General features: G+C 66.4%; 21 protein-coding genes and 2 tRNA genes. 11 read left to right on the top strand and 12 right to left on the bottom strand.

Features of this window, described 5'->3' with window-relative positions; all coding sequences use genetic code 11:
* The first annotated feature begins 17 nt into the window (after nt 1–17).
* From MRBLWH12_RS04560 to MRBLWH12_RS04550, 3 genes are read left to right on the top strand one after another with little or no spacing between them, the layout of a single operon-like run.
* Nucleotides 18–1,094 carry a mechanosensitive ion channel family protein gene (locus MRBLWH12_RS04560; RefSeq protein ID WP_363546573.1) on the top strand — a complete coding sequence of 359 codons (1,077 nt, stop codon included), beginning with the start codon at nt 18–20 and terminating at the stop codon, nt 1,092–1,094.
* A complete protein-coding gene (locus MRBLWH12_RS04555; RefSeq protein WP_341974908.1) occupies nt 1,091–1,540 on the top strand; it encodes a globin in 450 nt (149 codons plus the stop codon). Before MRBLWH12_RS04560 ends, MRBLWH12_RS04555 begins: the two co-directional genes overlap by 4 nt.
* Complete coding sequence (locus MRBLWH12_RS04550; protein ID WP_363546570.1) at nt 1,537–3,201, top strand: FAD-binding dehydrogenase; 1,665 nt, start codon at nt 1,537–1,539, stop codon at nt 3,199–3,201. Before MRBLWH12_RS04555 ends, MRBLWH12_RS04550 begins: the two co-directional genes overlap by 4 nt.
* A gap of 72 nt (nt 3,202–3,273) precedes the next feature.
* Here the strand turns inward: MRBLWH12_RS04550 and MRBLWH12_RS04545 are convergent, their stop codons facing one another.
* Nucleotides 3,274–3,939, bottom strand: a complete 666-nt coding sequence (locus MRBLWH12_RS04545; protein ID WP_363546567.1) for a hypothetical protein — start codon at nt 3,937–3,939, stop codon at nt 3,274–3,276.
* A 51-nt stretch (nt 3,940–3,990) separates the two neighbouring features.
* Here MRBLWH12_RS04545 and MRBLWH12_RS04540 point away from each other — a divergent pair, with 51 nt between their 5' ends.
* Complete coding sequence (locus MRBLWH12_RS04540; RefSeq protein WP_363546564.1) at nt 3,991–4,878, top strand: acyl-CoA thioesterase; 888 nt, start codon at nt 3,991–3,993, stop codon at nt 4,876–4,878.
* A gap of 12 nt (nt 4,879–4,890) precedes the next feature.
* Here MRBLWH12_RS04540 and MRBLWH12_RS04535 read toward each other — a convergent pair whose 3' ends face one another.
* The 4 genes from MRBLWH12_RS04535 to ssb all read right to left on the bottom strand — a co-directional run bounded on the left by MRBLWH12_RS04535 (nt 4,891) and on the right by ssb (nt 8,303).
* The gene (locus tag MRBLWH12_RS04535; protein WP_363546562.1) at nt 4,891–5,397 is read right to left on the bottom strand and encodes an acyl-CoA thioesterase; all 507 of its coding nucleotides are present in this window, start codon (nt 5,395–5,397) and stop codon (nt 4,891–4,893) included.
* On the bottom strand, nt 5,390–7,069 hold the full coding sequence (gene ettA, locus MRBLWH12_RS04530; RefSeq protein WP_341974913.1) for an energy-dependent translational throttle protein EttA: 1,680 nt from the start codon (nt 7,067–7,069) through the stop codon (nt 5,390–5,392). The genes MRBLWH12_RS04535 and ettA overlap by 8 nt, the downstream gene beginning before the upstream one ends.
* A 119-nt stretch (nt 7,070–7,188) precedes the next feature.
* Nucleotides 7,189–7,683, bottom strand: coding sequence for a DUF6993 domain-containing protein (locus MRBLWH12_RS04525; protein ID WP_363546560.1), 495 nt, complete (start codon nt 7,681–7,683; stop codon nt 7,189–7,191).
* Nucleotides 7,684–7,778: 95 nt separating this feature from the next.
* On the bottom strand, nt 7,779–8,303 hold the full coding sequence (gene ssb / locus MRBLWH12_RS04520; RefSeq protein WP_363546557.1) for a single-stranded DNA-binding protein: 525 nt from the start codon (nt 8,301–8,303) through the stop codon (nt 7,779–7,781).
* 208 nt (nt 8,304–8,511) lie between these two features.
* Between ssb and MRBLWH12_RS04515 the strand changes: the two genes are divergently transcribed.
* A complete protein-coding gene (locus MRBLWH12_RS04515) occupies nt 8,512–8,781 on the top strand; it encodes a hypothetical protein (protein ID WP_363546554.1) in 270 nt (89 codons plus the stop codon).
* 24 nt (nt 8,782–8,805) lie between these two features.
* Here MRBLWH12_RS04515 and MRBLWH12_RS04510 read toward each other — a convergent pair.
* Nucleotides 8,806–8,878, bottom strand: a tRNA-Arg gene (locus tag MRBLWH12_RS04510).
* 60 nt (nt 8,879–8,938) lie between these two features.
* Between MRBLWH12_RS04510 and orn the strand changes: the two genes are divergently transcribed.
* The 6 genes from orn (at nt 8,939) to MRBLWH12_RS04480 (ending at nt 11,575) form a co-directional block, all read left to right on the top strand.
* Nucleotides 8,939–9,565: an oligoribonuclease gene (gene orn / locus MRBLWH12_RS04505; protein ID WP_363546551.1), complete on the top strand. Its 627-nt coding sequence runs from the start codon at nt 8,939–8,941 to the stop codon at nt 9,563–9,565.
* A 36-nt stretch (nt 9,566–9,601) separates the two neighbouring features.
* Nucleotides 9,602–9,677, top strand: a tRNA-His gene (locus tag MRBLWH12_RS04500).
* Between the two features lie 100 nt (nt 9,678–9,777).
* Nucleotides 9,778–10,407 carry a LysE family transporter gene (locus MRBLWH12_RS04495; protein WP_363546549.1) on the top strand — a complete coding sequence of 210 codons (630 nt, stop codon included), beginning with the start codon at nt 9,778–9,780 and terminating at the stop codon, nt 10,405–10,407.
* A 39-nt stretch (nt 10,408–10,446) separates the two neighbouring features.
* Nucleotides 10,447–10,794 (top strand): metallopeptidase family protein, encoded by a 348-nt coding sequence (locus tag MRBLWH12_RS04490; RefSeq protein ID WP_363546546.1) that lies wholly within the window; start codon nt 10,447–10,449, stop codon nt 10,792–10,794.
* Nucleotides 10,785–11,087: an ATP-dependent Clp protease adapter ClpS gene (clpS, locus tag MRBLWH12_RS04485; protein ID WP_341974920.1), complete on the top strand. Its 303-nt coding sequence runs from the start codon at nt 10,785–10,787 to the stop codon at nt 11,085–11,087. The genes MRBLWH12_RS04490 and clpS overlap by 10 nt, the downstream gene beginning before the upstream one ends.
* Nucleotides 11,084–11,575 carry a DUF2017 family protein gene (locus MRBLWH12_RS04480; protein WP_363546543.1) on the top strand — a complete coding sequence of 164 codons (492 nt, stop codon included), beginning with the start codon at nt 11,084–11,086 and terminating at the stop codon, nt 11,573–11,575. The genes clpS and MRBLWH12_RS04480 overlap by 4 nt, the downstream gene beginning before the upstream one ends.
* Before the next feature lie 16 nt (nt 11,576–11,591).
* Here the strand turns inward: MRBLWH12_RS04480 and MRBLWH12_RS04475 are convergent, their stop codons facing one another.
* The 6 genes from MRBLWH12_RS04475 to gatC form a co-directional block, all read right to left on the bottom strand.
* Complete coding sequence (locus MRBLWH12_RS04475) at nt 11,592–12,173, bottom strand: hypothetical protein (RefSeq protein ID WP_363546540.1); 582 nt, start codon at nt 12,171–12,173, stop codon at nt 11,592–11,594.
* Nucleotides 12,157–12,489, bottom strand: coding sequence for a hypothetical protein (locus MRBLWH12_RS04470; RefSeq protein ID WP_341974923.1), 333 nt, complete (start codon nt 12,487–12,489; stop codon nt 12,157–12,159). The genes MRBLWH12_RS04475 and MRBLWH12_RS04470 overlap by 17 nt, the downstream gene beginning before the upstream one ends.
* 37 nt (nt 12,490–12,526) lie before the next feature.
* A complete protein-coding gene (gene dinB, locus MRBLWH12_RS04465) occupies nt 12,527–13,783 on the bottom strand; it encodes a DNA polymerase IV (protein WP_363546537.1) in 1,257 nt (418 codons plus the stop codon).
* Nucleotides 13,784–13,858: 75 nt separating this feature from the next.
* On the bottom strand, nt 13,859–15,382 hold the full coding sequence (gene gatB, locus MRBLWH12_RS04460; RefSeq protein WP_363546534.1) for an Asp-tRNA(Asn)/Glu-tRNA(Gln) amidotransferase subunit GatB: 1,524 nt from the start codon (nt 15,380–15,382) through the stop codon (nt 13,859–13,861).
* Nucleotides 15,382–16,899, bottom strand: a complete 1,518-nt coding sequence (gene gatA, locus MRBLWH12_RS04455) for an Asp-tRNA(Asn)/Glu-tRNA(Gln) amidotransferase subunit GatA (protein WP_341974926.1) — start codon at nt 16,897–16,899, stop codon at nt 15,382–15,384. The genes gatB and gatA overlap by 1 nt, the downstream gene beginning before the upstream one ends.
* Nucleotides 16,896–17,195, bottom strand: coding sequence for an Asp-tRNA(Asn)/Glu-tRNA(Gln) amidotransferase subunit GatC (gene gatC / locus MRBLWH12_RS04450; RefSeq protein WP_363546531.1), 300 nt, complete (start codon nt 17,193–17,195; stop codon nt 16,896–16,898). Before gatC ends, gatA begins: the two co-directional genes overlap by 4 nt.
* Nucleotides 17,196–17,240 lie beyond the last annotated feature (45 nt).

The following is a 17,240-nucleotide window of genomic DNA, read 5'->3' as shown; positions in this document are numbered from 1 at the left end:
CAGTAGGATCGGGAGTGATGTTGATGCCTTTTGAGACTGATCCAACGGCTCCCCCGACCGACCTCGGCGGATGGGGCGACGTGCTCGCCGTATTGGCCCAGATCGGCGGTAAGGCGCTCACCGTCGCACTGATCATCGTCAGTTGCGTCGTCATCGCCCTGCTGCTGCGTCTGGTGATCCGCCGCGTCGTCCACCGCATCGTCGACAGCGCCAAGAGCAAGGCCGCAGTCGACGACACCCAAGCCCTCGAGCGATCGCCCCTCGCGGACATGAGACTCGTGCAGCGCACTCGCACGCTCGGCAGCATCCTGCAGAACATCGTCAACGTGATGCTGGTCGTGATCGCTCTGGTGTTGACCGTGAACGCTCTCGATCAGAGCCTGCTCGGTTCCCTCACTCTGCTCACCGCTGCGGTGGGCGCTGGCCTCGGCTTCGGCGCGCAGAACATCGTCAAGGATGTGCTGAACGGTATCTTCCTCGTCGCCGAGGATCAGATCGGCATCGGCGATGTCGTCGACCTCGGCCTCGCCAGCGGTGTCGTCGAGTACGTCAGCGTTCGCATCACCCAGGTTCGGGATGTCAACGGAACGCTCTGGTACGTGCGCAACGGCGAGGTGCTGCGGATCGGCAACATGTCGCAGGGGTGGGCACGGGCCATCATCGACCTCGGCGTCCCGACCGATGCCGACCTCGATCTAGTCGAGCAGACCATGCTCGAGACGGCGCAGGGTCTCGCCAAGGATCCCAAGTGGCGCACGCGCATCGTGGAGAAGCCCGAGATCTGGGGCCTGGAGTCGATCGGCGGCGACGCGCTGGTCGTGCGCGTCGTGATCAAGGCGCGCGCGAACGCGAAGGACGACGTCTCGCAGGAGCTCCGCAAGCGCCTGCGCACCGCGCTCTCCGAGAAGGAGATCGCCGTCCCGAGCATGGCTGCCGTCGTCCCGACCGGCCTCGACGGAGCCCAGCGCGTACGCGGGGCCAATCCGCCGACGACGCGTCCCACCGCCGTCACCGGTGTACCGACGGTCTCGCGCGGCATCTGGCGCAAGAAGGACACGACGACAGAGCCATCCAAGCCCAAGGACACGAAATGACGTTCTACGACGAGGTCGGCGGCCACGACACCTTCGCGAAGATCGTCGCCGCGTTCTATCGCGGTGTCGCCGATGATCCGGTGCTGAAGCCGATGTATCCCGAGGAGGACCTGGGGCCGGCGGCCGAGCGACTCACGCTCTTCCTCGAGCAGTACTGGGGTGGGCCGACGACGTACGGTGAGACCCGCGGGCACCCGCGTCTGCGCATGCGCCACATGCCGTTCCACGTCGATCCGGACGCCCGTGATCGTTGGCTGAAGCACATGCGCGCGGCCGTGGACGAGGCGAAGTTGTCGCCTCTGCACGAATCCACACTCTGGGACTACCTCGAGCGTGCGGCGTATGCCATGGTGAACACATTCGAGCCGTCCGGCATCGGTCCCGCATCGGATGGCCGCGCGACACTCGAAACCCGAACTCGTCAGGATTCAACGGAGACCACATGACGCACCACCCCGCCTCCCTGTCCGCCGACGTCCTCGTCATCGGCTGGGGGCTGGCGGGGCTTGTCGCCGCCTGCGAGGCGATCGATGCCGGTCGTCGCGTGATCATCATCGATCAGGAACCGCGCGTGAACATCGGCGGCCAGGCCTGGTGGTCGTTCGGCGGATTGTTCTTCATCGATTCCCCGGAACAACGCCGGATGGGCATCCGCGACTCCCTCGAGCTCGCCGCACAGGACTGGTTCGGAAACGCCGCGTTCGACCGGCCGGAAGACAAATGGCCGCGCCGCTGGGCGCAGGCCTACCTCGAGTTCGCCGCTGAGGAGAAGCGCGCATGGCTGCGCGAGCGCGGTGTCTCGTTCTTCCCGGTCGTCGGCTGGGCCGAACGCGGCGGCTACGGCGCCCTCGGCCCCGGCAACTCCGTTCCCCGCTTCCACATCACGTGGGGCACCGGCCCCGGCATCGTCGCCCCCTTCCTCGCGCGGGTCGAACGGGCCGAGGCCGAGGGCCGCCTCGTCGTACTCCCCCGGCACCGCGTGAGCGAGTTGGTCGTCACGGACGGGGCGGTCACGGGTGCGCGTGGCAGTGTTCTCGCACCGGACGACATCGCTCGGGGCGTCGCTTCGTCGCGAGGTATCGTTGCCGACTTCGAGATCGCTGCCGGTGCGACGATCGTTTCCTCCGGCGGCATCGGCGGCAATCACGATCTCGTCCGCGCCGCCTGGCCGGCTCGACTGGGCACGCCGCCCGACCGCATGTTGACCGGGGTTCCCGCGTACGTCGACGGTTCGATGCACGAGGTGAGTGCGACAGCCGGGGCGCACCTCATCAACGAGGACCGGATGTGGCACTACGTGGAGGGGATCACGAACTGGAATCCGGTGTGGCCGTCCCACGGCATCCGGATCCTCCCCGGCCCGTCCTCGCTGTGGCTCGATGCGACCGGAGCACGCCTGCCCGTACCGCTCTTCCCCGGCTTCGACACACTGGGAACGCTGGCTCATCTGCGCACGACGGGATACGACCATTCCTGGTTCGTGACCTCGCGGCAGATCGTGGAGAAGGAGTTCGCCCTCTCCGGGAGCGAGCAGAACCCGGACCTCACGGGCAAAGACGTGAAGCTGCTGCTCAAGTCACGGCTCGCGAAGGGGCCGACCGGTCCTGTGCAGGCGTTCCTCGACGAGGGCGAGGACTTCATCGTCGAGAACGACCTGGAGACTCTGCTCGAACAGATGCGACGGCATCCCGGCGGTGACGCTCTCGACATCGATCGTGTCCGTCAGGAGGTGCTCGCCAGAGACCGGGAGATGGAGAACGACTTCACGAAGGACGCCCAGATCGGGATGCTCCGCTCGATGCGCGCCTACCGTGGGGACAAGCTGATCCGCACCGCGGCGCCGCATCGGCTGCAGGATCCGGCGGCCGGCCCTCTCATCGCTGTCAAGCTGCACGTGCTGACTCGGAAGTCGCTCGGGGGGATCGAGACGGACCTCGACGGACGCGCCCTCGGCCATGACGGCACACCGATCCCTGGACTTTTCGCGGCCGGCGAGGCAAGTGGCTTCGGCGGTGGCGGTCTGCACGGATACCGCGCTCTGGAAGGGACATTCCTCGGCGGGTGCTTGTTCTCCGGGCGGCAGGCCGGCCGCGCTTCCGCGCGCTGAGACGCATGCCTGCGGTCCGGACCGGTTCGGTTTCCGGATCGTCAGCGGCAAAGCATCCGCTCCCGTGCGTGCCTAAGCAGCCGAACCGGTGCCTCTCACGGCGGTGAGCCCGGTCGACACAGGGCCGCGGGCCAGCACATGACCTCGTCGGAAGGCCAGCCGCGTCCATCGGCCGGACTGCGTCACCTGCACCTGCTCATCGCCGGAGATGAAGCCGAAGGCATCCGCCGCGAACGCGACCCCTCGCGGAAGTCCCGCGAGGTCTTCGTCCGGTTCGCCCCAGATCGCCGCCCGCAACGCGCGGACCGCTTCCTCGCCGGATCCCGGCGTCGCTCCGCGTGCGACGGCGGAGATGCCCCATTGCGCGCGCTGGGCGATGACGGATGCCGGAAGCGTCGTCGACGCAGCCCAACCGCTGCGCGGCGGCGCGATGCCAGCCCAAGCCGGTGAGAGACCAGTCTCCGGGAGTTCCAGCGCGTGTGCGAGGTCGGATTCGGAGAGTGAGTCCACGACGATGTCGCACTCGAGTTCGGGATCGACGTGAACGATGCGCATCGCGAGGACCGTCGGGGTCTGATCGAAGAGTCCGTGCGGGGCGAGGGCCGCTGCGGTCAGGGCCAGCACGCCACTCGCCGCCTGCAGCCGAACCCCCTCGTCCGAGATCCGCTTGGCCCGTCCGACGAAGGTGAGTACGTCGCGGGACGTCTCCTGATCAGCGAGAACGAGATGGTGGGGCACGCCCTCTAAACTACCAACGGAGACAGCGCCTGCGGTCGCGGAGAGGAATACATGAGCCCGGACACGCACGCGAGGAAGACCGTCGATCGCCTGCTGGACGTGCTTGATCTGGACTTCACCCAGGCCCGCACCACTGAAGACATCTTCACCGGCACGTCGCACCCGATGCCGACCGGTCGCATCTACGGCGGCCAGGTGCTCGCGCAGAGCCTCATCGCCGCGGAGCGCACGCTTCCCGAGAACCGAACCGTGCACTCGATGCACGGTTACTTCTTGCGACCGGGCGATTCCTCGCAGGGCATCACCATTGCGGTCGACCGGATTCACGACGGTCGTTCCTTCTCGACACGGCGCTCGCAGGCCTATCAGAACGGCGTTCCGATCTTCTCGATGATCGCTTCTTTCCAGGACGACGATCCCGGTATCGAGCACGCGGTGCCGATGCCGGAGGGCGTGCCGTCTCCGGACTCCCTCTCCCCCGATGAGGACCGTGACGCCGGCCTCCCGGAAGCGGTGGTCTGGATGCTTCGGGAGCGGGCAGCCGACATCCGGCACGTCAATTCGCCTCTCTACCTTCCGAGCGACGACGAACGTGTGCCGCACCAGGGGGTCTGGATGCGGATGCGGGCGGCTCTTCCCGACGATCCGGCACTTCACCGGGCGGCCCTGGCGTACTTGAGCGACATGACCATTCAGGAGTCGATCCTGCGCGCGCATGGCGTCTACTGGTCGCTGCCCGGCCTCAAGGTGGCGAGTCTCGACCACGCCATGTGGTGGCACCGTCCGGCGCGCGTCGACGAATGGCTGCTCTACGTGCAGGAATCTCCGAACGCCAAGGGCGGGCGCGGCCTCGCGACGGGGCGGATCTACACCGAAGACGGCGCACTCGTCGCGAGTGTCGCCCAGGAGATCATGGTGCGGGTGCCCGAGGTCCCTTGACCTGTTCCGCGGTCAGCGTCGGTTGTACGCGATCGACGGCCCGAGGAACGGCTCCCAGGCGTCTCGCATCTCCTCGCTCAGGCGCGTCGGCCGACCGGTTCCGGCATCCACGAGCACGATGACCGCCGTGGAGCGCGCATAGACGATTCGTTCGGCGAAGGACGGGTCGTTATGCACCTCATAGCAGACCTCGATACTGGACCCGCCGAGCTTGCCGAACCACATCTGCACTTCGAGCGGATGCCGCTGGTAGGGCACCGGTGCCAGATACTCGATCTCCTGGCGCGCGATCAGAGTCAGGATGCCCTCGTCGATACCGGAGTCCAGCACTGCCGTCGACGGTGCTTCCTCGCCGGGACCGGCCCGCCAGAACGCACGTACGCGCGCCTCCTCGAGCAACTTGAGCATCGAGGTGTTGTTGACGTGGTTGAAGGCGTCGAGATCGCCCCAGCGCAGGTGGATGGGGATGTGCAGCCTCACCTCTTCCGGTGAGGCTGCGTCTGACCGGGGGTCAGTCACGGGTCAGCTTGCGGTGGGTCGAGCGGTGTGGCTTGGCCGCATCCGCTCCGAGACGCTCGACCTTGTTCTGCTCGTACGCGTCGAAGTTCCCCTCGAACCAGTACCACTGGTCGGGGTTCTCGTCGGTGCCCTCGTAGGCGAGGATGTGCGTGGCGATGCGGTCGAGGAACCACCGGTCGTGGGTGATGACCACGGCGCAACCGGGGAACTCGAGCAGCGCGTTCTCCAGCGAGCTCAGGGTCTCGACATCGAGGTCGTTCGTCGGCTCATCGAGCAGTAGCAGGTTGCCGCCCTCCTTGAGCGTGAGGGCGAGGTTCAGGCGGTTGCGCTCACCACCGGAGAGGACGCCGGCCTTCTTCTGCTGGTCCGGTCCCTTGAAGCCGAACTTCGAGACGTAAGCGCGCGACGGGATCTCGGTCTTGCCGACCGTGATGTAGTCCAGCCCGTCGGACACGACCTCCCAGAGCGTCTTGTTGGGGTCGATGTTCGAGCGCGACTGGTCGACATAGCTGATCTTGACGGTCTCGCCGATCTTGAGGTCACCGCCATCGAGCGGTTCCAGGCCGACGATCGTCTTGAAGAGCGTGGTCTTTCCGACGCCGTTCGGACCGATGACACCGACGATGCCGTTCGGCGGCAGGCTGAAGCTGAGGCCGTCGATGAGCGAGCGGCCGTCGAAGCCCTTCTTCAGCTTCTTCGCCTCGATGACGATGCCGCCCAGTCGCGGACCGGCCGGAATCTGGATCTCGTCGAAGTCGAGCTTCCTCGTCCGCTCGGCCTCGGTTGCCATCTCCTCGTAGCGCGCGAGGCGCGCCTTGGACTTGGTCTGGCGGCCCTTCGCGCTGGAGCGCACCCACTCCAGCTCTTCCTTGAGGCGCTTCGCGAGCTTGGCGTCCTTCTTGCCCTGGACCTCGAGGCGTTCGCCCTTCTTCTCCAGGTAGGTCGAGTAGTTGCCCTCGTAGCCGATGAGGCGGCCGCGGTCGACCTCAGCGATCCATTCGGCCACGTGGTCGAGGAAGTACCGGTCGTGAGTGATCGCGATCACAGCGCCCTTGTAGGCCTGCAGGTGCTGCTCGAGCCAGAGCACGCTCTCCGCGTCGAGGTGGTTGGTGGGCTCGTCGAGGAGCAGGAGATCAGGCTTCTGCAGCAGCAGCTTGGCAAGGGCGACGCGGCGCTTTTCACCACCGGAGAGCGGCGCGATGGCGGCATCTCCTGGCGGAGTGCGCAGGGCATCCATGGCCTGGTCGAGCTGCGAATCGAGATCCCAGCCGTCTGCGGCGTCGATCTCCTCCTGGAGCGTGCCCATCTCGGCGAGGAGCGCATCGAAATCGGCGTCGGGGTCGGCCATCAGCGCGGAGATCTCGTTGAAGCGGTCCAGCTTCGCCTTGATCGCGATGCCCTCCTGGATGTTCTCGAGCACCGTCTTGGACTCATCGAGTTCGGGCTCCTGCATAAGGATGCCGACGGTGAATCCCGGTGAGAGCTTCGCCTCGCCGTTGGAGGGGGTGTCGAGGCCCGCCATGATCTTCAGGATCGTCGACTTACCGGCGCCGTTCGGGCCGACCATGCCGATCTTCGCGCCGGGGAGGAACGCCATCGTCACGTCATCGAGGATGAGCTTCTCGCCCACCGCCTTGCGGGCACGGACCATGGAGTAGATGTACTCTGCCACCGAAAACGCTCCTTCTATGTCGTCGAAGATCGACACTCCAGCTTACCGGCCTCTGCTGCACACCCTCGTCGGTGCACAGCCGGCTCCCCCGCGAGAACCCGGCAGTGACAAGCCGGATCTCACCAGTCGATCGGTCGCGTTGCCCCGACGAGACAGCGCCCTTCGGCGAGTTGAGCCATGACCGCGGTGACGGGCTCGCCGGTCGACGGCCCCACCTGTCCAACCAGGCAATGCGCATCACCCCAGCGCACCGAGAACTGCAGGCTCTCCGCGGCGTTGCCGACGGTCGTCTGGTCCGGCGTGACCTGCATGAACGAGCGGTCGAACCCGGCTGCCGCAAGCGCGTCGATATACGCGCGTCCGGACGCGCGTTCGTCGGATCCCCAGACCTGCTGCGTGATCGACGTGAAGATCGGCAGGTTGGCCTCCGCCGTACCCGCCGGGTCGTACACCGGTGGCTCCTGCGGCGGAGTCCCTGTCGCGCTGTCGGTGGGATCAGGGCTGCTCGACGGATTCGGTGTCGTCGTGCACGCGGTGAGCAGTATCGCCAGCGCCGCTGCGATCACCGCTCCCCGGATCGTTCGCGAAGCAGGAGCGTTCGGTCGTCGGAGCACGATTCGAGTCTACGGGTCGTGCTCCGACGGCCGATCGTCACGATCGTCGGTGCGGTCCTTCTCCGGGCCGCAGAGCCAGGGGTGCTCGCGGTCTCTCAGAAGGGTGTCGTGTCGGCATCCGCCAGTTCCGGCGCCGCGTCCGGAGTCGTCCACACGGCAGCGCTGAGCGCCATCGCCTCGTCCGGATCGACGTCGGTCGCGGCTTCTTCCGGTCCGTCCGCCGCGTCGACGCCGATCGGCTCCCTGTTCTCGACAGGCGTGGAACGCGCGGCGCGAGCATACGCGGCGGTCCCCCAGCGCAGGTCGTGGCCGATGGTATCGGCGTCGATATCGACGCTTGTTCCGTGCTTGCCGTTGGCCTCCCAGTTGCGGATCTTCAGGCGTCCGGTCACGATCACACTGTCCCCGGAGCGCAGCGACGCCTTCGCGTGCTCCGCCAGCTGACGGAAGGCCGCGATCGAGTACCAGTTCGTGCTGGTCTCGACCCATTGCTGAGTCGCGTTGTCGAACCGTCGCTGGGAACTCGCGACGCGGAAGTTCGTCACGGGGATGCCACTGGGCGTGCGCCCCAGCACCGGGTCGGTGGCGACGTTGCCCACGATCGTCAAAGTGTCAGTCATTTTCCTTCTCCTCTGCGTCCCGGGTCGGTCGCCCGGATCGCTCCAGGATGCTCCTGACCGGAGAGTTCGGAACCGGCCAGGACCGGGATCTGTGCACTCTTCATCACCGCGACGGAATCGTGCAGGAGGAGTCGCCCGGGCGCATCGGAGCACGCGCAGCGCGAATGTCGGTGGTCGCTCATATGTTCGAACCAGAAAGGAGATTCCGATGTCCGACAACCTGATCACGTCCCTGCCCGAGGTCCCGTATGCGACGCCCCGGCTCGCCTCCGCCCGAGAGAAGCTCGTCCGGGCCGCCGACCACCTGTGGCGAGTCCAAGATGCAGGAGGTCGCGTTCTCGGTCACCTGCGCATCGTCGCCGACCCGCTCGGCCTTCGCTATCGAGCAGAACGGCTGCATCTCGCCACCGGCACGTTTCGCATCGTCGGCGAGTTCTGGCGACCCGACGATGCGGTCGCGGCGCTGCGCAACGCATGAGCTGTGAACGCAGTCGGCTGTGGGTGCCCCCGGCAGGATTCGAACCTGCGACCAAGAGATTAGAAGGCTCCTGCTCTATCCCCTGAGCTACGGAGGCGGCACAAATACCGTACCGCGCTCCGAAGGCCGATGTCTGCGCCGTCGATAGGATGGCCTCATGGTATCTGCGTCCGAAAATGATCGACTCGTCTGGATCGACTGCGAGATGACGGGCCTCGATCTTCAGGTCGATGAGCTCGTAGAGATCGCGGTGGTCATCACCGATTTCGAGCTCGAGCCGATCGATCCGGGGTTCCAGATCGTGATCAAACCGAGCGACGCGGCACTTGAGAACATGAACGACTTCGTGACGAAGATGCATGAATCGTCCGGCCTGATCGAGGAGATTCCGCTCGGCGTCTCCCTCGCCGATGCCGAGGCGCAGACCCTCGCCTATATCAAGCGATTCGTTCCGTTGGAGCGCAAAGCTCCGCTCGCCGGCAACACGATCGGCACCGACCGGATGTTCCTCGCGAAGTACATGCCGCAGGTCGACAATTGGCTGCACTACCGCAACGTCGACGTCTCCAGCATCAAGGAACTCTCCCGACGCTGGTATCCGCGGGTGTTCTTCCAGGCCCCGACGAAAGACGGCGGCCACCGCGCCCTCGCCGACATCCTCGAGTCGATCAGAGAGCTGCGCTACTACCGCGAAGCCGTCTTCGTCGCCGAACCCGGACCCTCCAGCGATCAGGCTCGCGACATCGCATCGCGCACCGTGTCGGAGTTCGCCCCGAACGTGTAATAGAATCGTCTGGTTGCCTTCTCCGGAAGGCACATGGTGGCTATAGCTCAGTTGGTAGAGCACCGCGTTGTGGTCGCGGGGGTCGCGGGTTCGAGCCCCGTTAGCCACCCCAATCACAGAAGAGGCCCGAACCGTGCGGTTCGGGCCTCTTCTGCGTTCGGCAGGCGCGCGCGAGGCAAGGTCGGACTCTGGCACGACCCTAGACTGTCGAAGTGTCGTTGACGGTCTGGCTCTCCCTGCTCACCGCCTGTGTGGTCATCAGCTTCACTCCCGGCGCCGGTGCGATCAACACGATGTCGAATGCCCTCAACCAGGGCTGGCGTCGCTCGATCTGGGGTGTCATCGGACAGCAACTCGCACTGGTCGTGCACGTCGTGATCGTCGCCGCCGGCGTCGGCCTCATCGTCTCCAGCTCCGAGATCCTGTTCAATGCGATCCGCTACGCGGGTGCCGCCTATCTCGTGTACCTCGGCATCCGACTCATCCTCGCCCGCCCGGTCGTCCCCGACGACGACGAGGATGCGGTGCTCGTCATCCGGGAAGGCCACTGGTCGATGATCCGACGCGGATTCTGGGTGAATCTCCTCAATCCCAAGGCGATCGTGTTCTTCCTCGCCTTCATCCCGCAGTTCGTCCGATTGGATGAACCGCCTCTCCCCCAGTACCTCGCGCTGATCAGCACCGTGATCATCGTCGACGTGATCGTGATGTGGGGTTTCTTCGCCACGGCTGCCCGACCATTCCGCCGCCTCACACGATCCCCCCGGGGTCAGCGAACGCTCAACAGCGTGTTCGGCGCCCTGTTCATCGCCGTCGCCGCATTGCTCGTCTTCATGCACTGACGACTTCGGAGCGCGTGTCTCCCCATAGGCTGGGCTGCGATGGACATGGACGCTGCAGCCTTCGAAGAACTCGTCATCGACGAGCTCGACCGCCTGCCCGACGACATGGTGGACGGGCTCGAGAATGTCGTATTCGTCGTCGAGGATCGGCCAGAGGACGGCAGCCTCGACCTTCTCGGTCTCTACGACGGCCTGGCTCTCACCGAACGCACCCAGTACGGGATGGGCGAACTTCCCGACCGCATCATCGTGTACCGGGAGTCTCACCTGGCAGCGTGCGACGACGAAGATCATCTCCGCGACGAAGTGCACACCACACTGGTGCACGAGATCGCGCATTTCTACGGCATCGACGACGAACAGCTGCATGAATTGGGATGGGCATGAGCCTGCCGCTGATCACGCCGGATCTGGCTGAAACCACCGATCTCTTCGCCGCGCCGATGGAGCCCTGGCAGGTCGTCGTGTGGAACGACCCCGTGAATCTGATGAGCTATGTCGTCCGCGTGTTCCGGACGTACTTCGGATACTCCGCTGATCGGGCGACCGCGCTCATGCTGGCGGTGCACAATGACGGGCACGCGATCGTCGCGACCGGCCCGCGAGAGACCATGGAGGTGCACGCCCAGGCGATGCACGACTACGGCCTGTGGGCGACTGTTCGAAAGGCCCCGCTGTGACGGATCGATCCGTGCACCTGTCCATCGCCCGGCTCGAGGGGGTCCAGCTCTCCAGACTCGTCGTTGACTTCGGCGAACTCGTCGGCGTCGCCCGCGACACGAGCGATTCGGCGATCGGCCGCCTGACCCCGAACGCCTATCCGGAAGATGCCGAGGCATCACTCGCCTTCGCCGACAGCACCCGAGACGACATCCTCGATCGCCGGGCCGCAGATGCGGCGACCGTCCGGTCGGCGCTCGACGGATTCGACGTCGCCGTGGAAGCACTCACCGAGGAACAGGCGCTCGCTTATCGAGAAGTCATCATTCCCGATGCCGACATCGACGCCTGGCTGCGCACGCTCACCGCTCTGCGTCTCGTGATCGCGTCCCGCCTCGAGATCACGGACGATGATCAGTACGATCCGGAGGACCCGCGATACGACGTCTACGCCTGGCTCGGGTATCGGCTGGAAGGCTTGATCCAGGCAGCGGACGACCGCGACTGAGGTCGCGAACCCGGAGTCAGGGGATCTCGACGATGCGCGTCGCGAGCGCCCTCGGCGCATCGCGCTCGACATGGCGACGTTCCTGGGCTGCCCACCGATCCCAATGAGGTCGGTAGGTTTCACCGTCTCGCCGAAGTGCCCGCGACTTGCGTGAATGATCGGGAGCCTCCACCCATACCCGCACGTCGGCGAGTCTCGCGGTCGTGGGCGTGAGGGATCCGCTGCCCTCGATGATGACGCCCAGCGCAGGGTCGACGGCGTGGCTCTCGGCTTCCGTTCCCTGCTCCCAGTCCCACCGTCGCCAGGTACCGAGGAGACCTCGACCGTGCGGTCGAAGAATCCACTCCTCCGCCCGCTCGACTCCGGCATCGAGACCATCCCATCCCGGATAGATCGAGTCCAGCGCGATCAGCTGAACGCGGCCTACCACCGGCCACCGGCCGAGCAGCCGCTGCGCCAGCGAAGTCTTGCCTGCGCCACTGCATCCGTCGATCAGCACGACGGGGTTGGCTGCAGCCAACGTCCTCACGTCGTCCGCGATCAGCGCCGCCGCATGCTCGAGGGCAGCGGCGACCGGGTCGTCACTTCTTGAGTGCACGGATGATGCGGGTGATGGCCCGTCCTGCCACCCAGACGAAGGGGATCGCGACGGCCAGCAACGAAACGAAGTTGGGCTCGAAGCGCAGACCCTCTTCACGACGGACGTAGACACCGAGCGGGATAGCGATTCCGCCGCCTCCGCCGCCCTCTCCCTCTGCCGCGCCTTCGGCACCGCCCGACCCACCGCCGAAGCCCGTGCAGGTCAGTGCTACAGGCGTGAATTCCGCTCCGTCGACGGTCTGAGTGTTCCCGTAGGCGCTGTTCACGCCGAACGAGCCGGCGTTCTTCCCGAGTTCAAGTGCGATGTTGGGCATGAACCCACGCTAACCCACGACCGCGCTGCGCGGAACGTCAATCCAATCCGTGGGCTTTCGGATGCCGAGCTGCACCGCGGCCTTCACCACGGCCGACGTGCCGAGCCCTCGTGATCGTGGAATTGCCGAAACGCGCGACGGCGTCATCGACTGCACCCTCGACGCGCCGCCAGTCCTCGTCGTCATCCCAGAGACCCAACCGCCCACCCCCGGCCGGGCGGAGATTCTCGGCCCGCACACCGACGAGACGGACCGGATCGCGGCGTTCGATCTGTTCGAAGAGAGCCTGGGCGGCCTCGCCGATCCGCTGGCCGACGGCGGTGGGTTCTGGCAGGGTCTGAGACCTGCTCAGTGTGCGGAAGTCGTCGAAACGGATCTTGATCGCCACCGTTCCCGTCTCCCAGCCCGCGCGCCGCAGCCGCGCCGCCACGCGATCGGCAAGCCGCAGCAGCTCGGCGCGGAGGAATACCCGGTCGATGATGTCCTGATCGAAGGTCTCCTCGTGCCCGACGCTCTTCTCCACACGCTCCGTCTCGATGAGTCGCGCGTCTTCGCCACGCGCCAACTGGGTCAGACGCGCACTCAGCGCTGCGCCCACCGCACGATCGAGCATCTCCTGAGGTGCCTCACGGATGTCGCCGATGGTACGGATACCGCGTCCCTCCAGCGCCTCCGCCGCCTTAGGACCCACGCCCCACATCGCCCGCACCGGGCGGGGCGCCAGGAACTCCAGGGTGTCGGCGGCAGAAACCACCAGCATGCCGTCCGGCTTCGCGATCGTGGACGCCATCTTCGCCACATGCTTCGTCGCCGCGACCCCGACGCTGCAGGTGATCCCCACCTCTGCCTGCACGCGCTCCCGGATGAGCTGGGCGATACGAGCAGGACTCCCCCAGAGCCGGCGCACCCCCTGCACGTCGAGGAACGCCTCGTCCACGGACAAGGGCTCGACGAGCGGCGTGAACGATTCGAAAATCGCCATCACCTGACGGGAGACCTCCTGATACCGGTGGAAATGCGGCAGGACGATGCGGGCCGACGGGCACAACCGCAGAGCCTGAGACACCGGCATCGCCGCGTGCACACCGTAGCGCCGGGCCTCGTAGGAGGCACTGGAGACGACGGAGCGTCCATCCGGAGCACCGATGATCAGCGGCAGGCCCCGCAGGGATGGATCATCCAGCACCTCGACGGCGGCGTAGAACGCGTCCATGTCGACATGGAGGATGCGGGTGCCGGTGTCATCCGCACCGTCGGAAGAGACGATGCGCCCTCTGCCGTCACCGTGTCCCATACGCCCATTCTCTCCCTGACCTCGGACACGAGGTCAGGGAGAGAAAACTGCTGCGCGGCGTGTTCGCGACTCTGCCTACGCCTCGGTCTCGCTGGCGCGAGCGAGAACGAGTTCGCGCACGCGAGCGGCGTCCGCTTGGCCCTTCATCGCCTTCATGACCGCGCCGATGACGGCACCGGCCGCCTGCACCTTGCCGTCGCGGATCTTCGCCATGACATCCGGCTGGCTGGCCAGCGCCTCGTCGATCGCAGCGATCAGCGCGCCATCGTCGGAGACGACCGCGAGACCGCGCGCGTCGACGACCTGCTGCGGCGTCCCTTCGCCGGCGATGACGCCCTCGAGCACCTGGCGGGCGAGCTTGTCGGTCAGGGTGCCCGCCTCGACGAGCTTCTGAAGAGCAGCGACATCAGCAGGACCGACCAACTCGGCGGCATCCCGCTCCTGGGCATTCGCCAGGCGCGAGATCTCGCCGGTCCACCACTTACGGGCAGCTGCCGGAGTCGCGCCCGAGGCGATCGTCGCCTCGACGACGTCGAGCAGGCCTCCGTTGCGGACGTCCTGGAACTCGAGATCCGTGAAGCCCCACTCGGTCATCAGACGACGCCGACGGGCGACGGGCTGCTCCGGCAGCTGCGCGCGCAGCTCCTCGATCAGTTCGGCAGCCGGCTGCACGGGCAGCAGGTCGGGCTCCGGGAAATAGCGATAGTCGTCGGCATCCGACTTCGGACGCCCCGGCGACGTCGCACCGGTGTCCTCGTGCCAGTGCCGCGTCTCCTGCGTGATCGTCCCCCCGTCGGCGAGGATCTGCGCCTGGCGCTGGATCTCATACCTGACGGCACGTTCGACCGAGCGCATCGAGTTGACGTTCTTCGTCTCGGTGCGGGTGCCGAGCTTTTCGACCCCGCGCGGACGCAGTGACACGTTCGCGTCGCAGCGCAGGTTGCCACGCTCGAGGCGGGCCTCCGAGATGCCGAGGCTTCGGACGATGTCACGGATCGTCGCGACGTACGCCTTCGCGACCTCTGGAGCGCGGTGCTCCGTGCCGAAGATCGTCTTCGTGACGATCTCGACGAGCGGCACGCCGGCACGGTTGTAGTCGACGAGCGAGTATTCGGCGCCCTGGATCCGGCCGGTCGCTCCACCCATGTGGGTGAGCTTGCCGGCATCCTCCTCCATGTGCGCGCGCTCGATCGGGATCTGCACGATCGTGCCGTCCTCGAGCTCCACCTCGACCGACCCCTCGAATGCGATGGGCTCGTCGTACTGCGAGATCTGATAGTTCTTGCCCAGGTCGGGGTAGAAGTAGTTCTTCCGCGCGAAACGGCTCGATTCGGCGATCGAGCAGCCGAGAGCGAGACCGAGGCTGATCGACGAGCGGATCGCCGTCTCATTCACGACTGGCAGCGAGCCGGGAAGGCCGAGGTCGACCGGCGCGATGAGCGTGTTCGGCTCGGCCGCGTGGTAGAGCTCGTTGGCCGGGTTCGGCGCATCCGAGAACATCTTCGTGTTCGTGTTGAGTTCGACGTGCACCTCGAAGCCGAGTACCGGCTCGAACAGCTCGAGCGCCTTGTCGAAGTCCATGAGCTTGGCGGCAGCCATCAGCGGGTTCCTCCCATGAGCTGGGGTGCACGATCCAGGAGCGGCCCGCCCCAGGAGTCGAGCAGTACTGCTTCGAGCGCGGCGCCGACCTTGTACAGGCGGGCGTCCTCGCGTGCCGGAGCGATGAACTGGATACCGACGGGCAGACCGTCTTCAGAGGCGAGGCCCGAGGGAATCGAGATGCCGGGAACGCCAGCGAGGTTCACCGGAATCGTCGTGATGTCGTTCAGGTACATCTTCAGCGGGTCGTCGATCTGCTCGCCGATCTTGAACGCTGTGGTCGGCGCCGAGGGCGTCGCGATGACGTCCACGTCGGCGAAGGCGTTCGCGAAGTCCTGCTGGATGAGCGTCCGCACCTTCTGCGCGCTGCCGTAGTAGGCGTCGTAATAGCCGGCCGACAGTGCATAAGTGCCGAGGATGATGCGGCGCTTGACCTCGTCGCCGAATCCGGCGTCGCGGGTTGCCGACATGACGTCTTCGACCGTGGGGTTGCCGTCGGGGGTGACGCGCAAGCCGAATCGAACGGAATCGAACTTCGCCAGGTTGCTGGAGGCCTCCGCCGGGAGGATCAGATAGTACGCGGCAACGCCGAATTCGAAGTGCGGGGCTCCGATCTCGACGATCTCGGCTCCCTGCGCCTCCATCAGCGCCAGGGATGCGCGGAAGGATGCCGCAACACCGGGCTGGAACCCGCTGTCCGGCAGCTCGCGGATGACGCCGACCTTGAGGCCCTTGAGCACGTCGCCGCGAGCGCCCTCGCGGGCGGCCTCCGCGAATGACGGCCAGACGTCGCGCAGCGAGGTCGAGTCCTTGGGGTCGTGTCCGCCGATCGCATCGTGCAGGAGTCCGGCGTCGAGCACCGTGCGGGTCACGGGTCCGACCTGGTCGAGGCTGGATGCGAGTGCGATGGCGCCGTAGCGGCTGACGCCGCCGTAGGTGGGCTTCACGCCCACGGTTCCGGTCACGTGCGCCGGCTGACGGATCGATCCGCCGGTGTCCGAACCGAGCGCGAGCGGTGCCTCGAACGCAGCGACGGCCGCTGCGGAACCGCCGCCGGAACCGCCGGGAATCCGGTCGAGATCCCAGGGGTTGCGTGTGGGGCCGTACGCCGAGTGCTCGGTGGACGAGCCCATCGCGAACTCATCCATGTTCGTCTTGCCGAGCGGAATGAGTCCGGCGGCGCGGGACCGCGCGACGACGGTGGCATCGTACGGCGAGCGGTAGCCCTCGAGGATTCGGGAGCCACTGGTCGTCGGCTGATCCGTCGTGACCAGGACGTCCTTGATCGCGAGCGGCACACCGGCGATGGGGCCGAGCTTCTCGCCGGCCGCGCGCTGTGCGTCGACGGCGGCTGCAGCGTCGAGCGCGTGTGCGTTGATGTGCAGGAACGCATGGACATCGCCATCTACCGCGGCGATGCGGTCGAGGTGCGCCTGCGTCGCCTCGACACTGGAGATCTCACGCGAGGCGAGCTTGTCGGCGAGCTCGGCTGCGGTCAGGCGGATGATGTCGCTCACTGCTCTTCTCCCAGGATCGCGGTGACGCGGAAGCGGCCGTCGGCCTGATCCGGTGCGTTCTGGAGCACCTGCTCGTGCGTGAGCGGCTGCCCGACGACATCGGGACGGAAGACGTTGCTCAGCGGGATCGGGTGGCTCGTCGCGACGATGTCGGCGGTCGCGACCTCGGACACCTTCGCGATGTTGTCGACGATGGCGTCGAGCTGGCCGGTGAGCAGCGTCACCTCGTCGTCGTTGAGCTGGATGCGCGCGAGCGCGCCGAGATGGCGCACAAGATCAGGGGTGATTTCAGACACGCCTCTAGTCTAGGCGTCGCTTCTCGCCGCCCCTCGCGCCCGGCT

It is taken from the genome of Microbacterium sp. LWH12-1.2, assembly GCF_040675825.1.
Classification (GTDB): Bacteria; Actinomycetota; Actinomycetes; order Actinomycetales; family Microbacteriaceae; genus Microbacterium.
The sequence above is the reverse complement of the archived record's forward strand: the minus strand, read 5'-3'. Positions and strand labels throughout refer to the sequence as shown.